The organism is Cryobacterium sp. 10I1 (assembly GCF_035019805.1).
In the GTDB taxonomy this organism is placed as follows: domain Bacteria; phylum Actinomycetota; class Actinomycetes; order Actinomycetales; family Microbacteriaceae; genus Cryobacterium; species Cryobacterium glucosi.
On record NZ_JASJVF010000435.1, the window covers coordinates 1 to 1,606 of the forward strand.

Annotated in this window: 2 protein-coding genes; one reads left to right on the forward strand and one right to left on the reverse strand. The window is 71.8% G+C overall.

The annotated features are described in order from the left end of the window. On the reverse strand, positions 1–1,090 hold a 1,090-nt coding region (locus QN345_RS18830; RefSeq protein ID WP_323509085.1), incomplete at its 3' end, for a thioredoxin domain-containing protein. A gap of 98 nt (positions 1,091–1,188) precedes the next feature. Here QN345_RS18830 and QN345_RS18835 point away from each other — a divergent pair. Then, positions 1,189–1,606: hypothetical protein (locus QN345_RS18835; RefSeq protein WP_323509086.1), on the forward strand; the 418-nt coding region annotated here is incomplete at its 3' end.

The window sequence follows — 1,606 nt, forward strand, 5'->3', positions numbered from 1 at the left end:
GCTGCGTTCGCCGGGCGTCGATGTCGAGGGCGTAGTAGCCGCCCTCGACGCGGCGTCCGGCGACGGTGCTCTCGGAATCCTGGGCACTCGCGAAACCGCCGTCGGGCAGCTGCAGCACAGAAAGGAGGAACTCGGCGACGCCCTCTGCGACCGTGCGGGCCCACTGTTCCCCGGTCAGTTTCCAGGCCTGGGTGTAGAGGTCCAGGAGCTGGGCGTTGTCGTAGAGCATCCGCTCGAAGTGGGGCTCGCTCCAGTCCCGGTTGACGGCGTAGCGGAAGAATCCGCCCTCCACGGGGTCCCGCAGCGGGGAGGCGCCCATCCGTTTGAGGGTGCGCAGGGCGAGGCTGCGGCCGGATGAGCGGTCGAGCAGGAACGCGAGGACGGGGGCGACGGGGAATTTCGGCGCCCCGCCGAACCCGCCGTACCGGGTGTCCTCCGTCACGGCGAGGCCCTCGACGATGCCGTCAAGCACGCTGCCCTGCGGCAGCAGGTTCCGCGGGCCGGCTCCCCCGACATCGTTGCCGTCGACACCATCGAAAGCAGCGACGGCAGCATCGGCGACGGCGGCATCGGCGAGCTCCTGCTGTCTGGCGGCTGCGGCGAGCGCGTCTGCGACGAGAGCGCCGGTCTCGGTGACCTCGGCGCGGCGGTCGGTCCAGGCGTCCGTGACGGCTTCGAGCACCTGCCGGAACGCCGGTCGGCCGGGAACGGCGGTCGGCGGGAAGTACGTTCCCGCGTAGAAAGCACGTCCTTCAGGGGTCACGAAGACGTTGAGCGGCCAGCCGAGGCCGTCGACGAACGCGCTTGCTGCGGCGAGATAGGTCGCGTCGACCTCAGGATGCTCCTCCCGGTCGACCTTGATGCTCACGAAGTGCGCGTTGAGGTAGGCGGCGAGGTCGGGATCGCTGAAACTCTCCCGCGCCATCACGTGGCACCAGTGGCACGTCGAGTATCCGATCGACACGAGCAGCGGAAGGTCGCGCGCCCGGGCCTCGGCGAAGGCCTCGCTGCCCCAGCCGTGCCAGTCGACCGGGTTGTCGGCGTGGGAGCGCAGGTACGGGCTGATCGCATCGGCAAGACGATTCGGCATGGTCCCATTGTGCCCCGACCCCGCAACGGGCAATCGAACCGGTGACGCCGCGCCCGACTGGTTACAGTGGACACACCTCGACCGATGGGAGCCGCGGGATGACAACGGAGTCTGTCGCGCTGCGGCTGCACGCCGCGGCCTCAGCGGATGCCGCCCTCGCCTCCGACCTCCGCGCCGCCTACCGGGGCCGGCACGACGTGCTCGACGCACTCTGGTGGCGGGCGCACCCGCTCACCGGCACCCCGGGCGGGCGACCGGATCCCGCCGCCGAACTGCCCCGGTTGCAGGCCGCGGTGTACGCGCGCCCGGGCCCGGACGGCTCCCTCGAGGCGAGTGAGCGGCGGCTCCACGACCTCACCGCCCAGCTGCGGCAGGACGCGACCGACCTCGAGGCACTGCTGGTGCTGTTCCCCGACGCCGCGGCCTCCCCCGACGCCGTCCACTCCCGGGGCACTCGCCCCCTCGATGCTGCGGGCACATCCGACGCCGACGCGACCGCACGACCCGCCCCCGCGT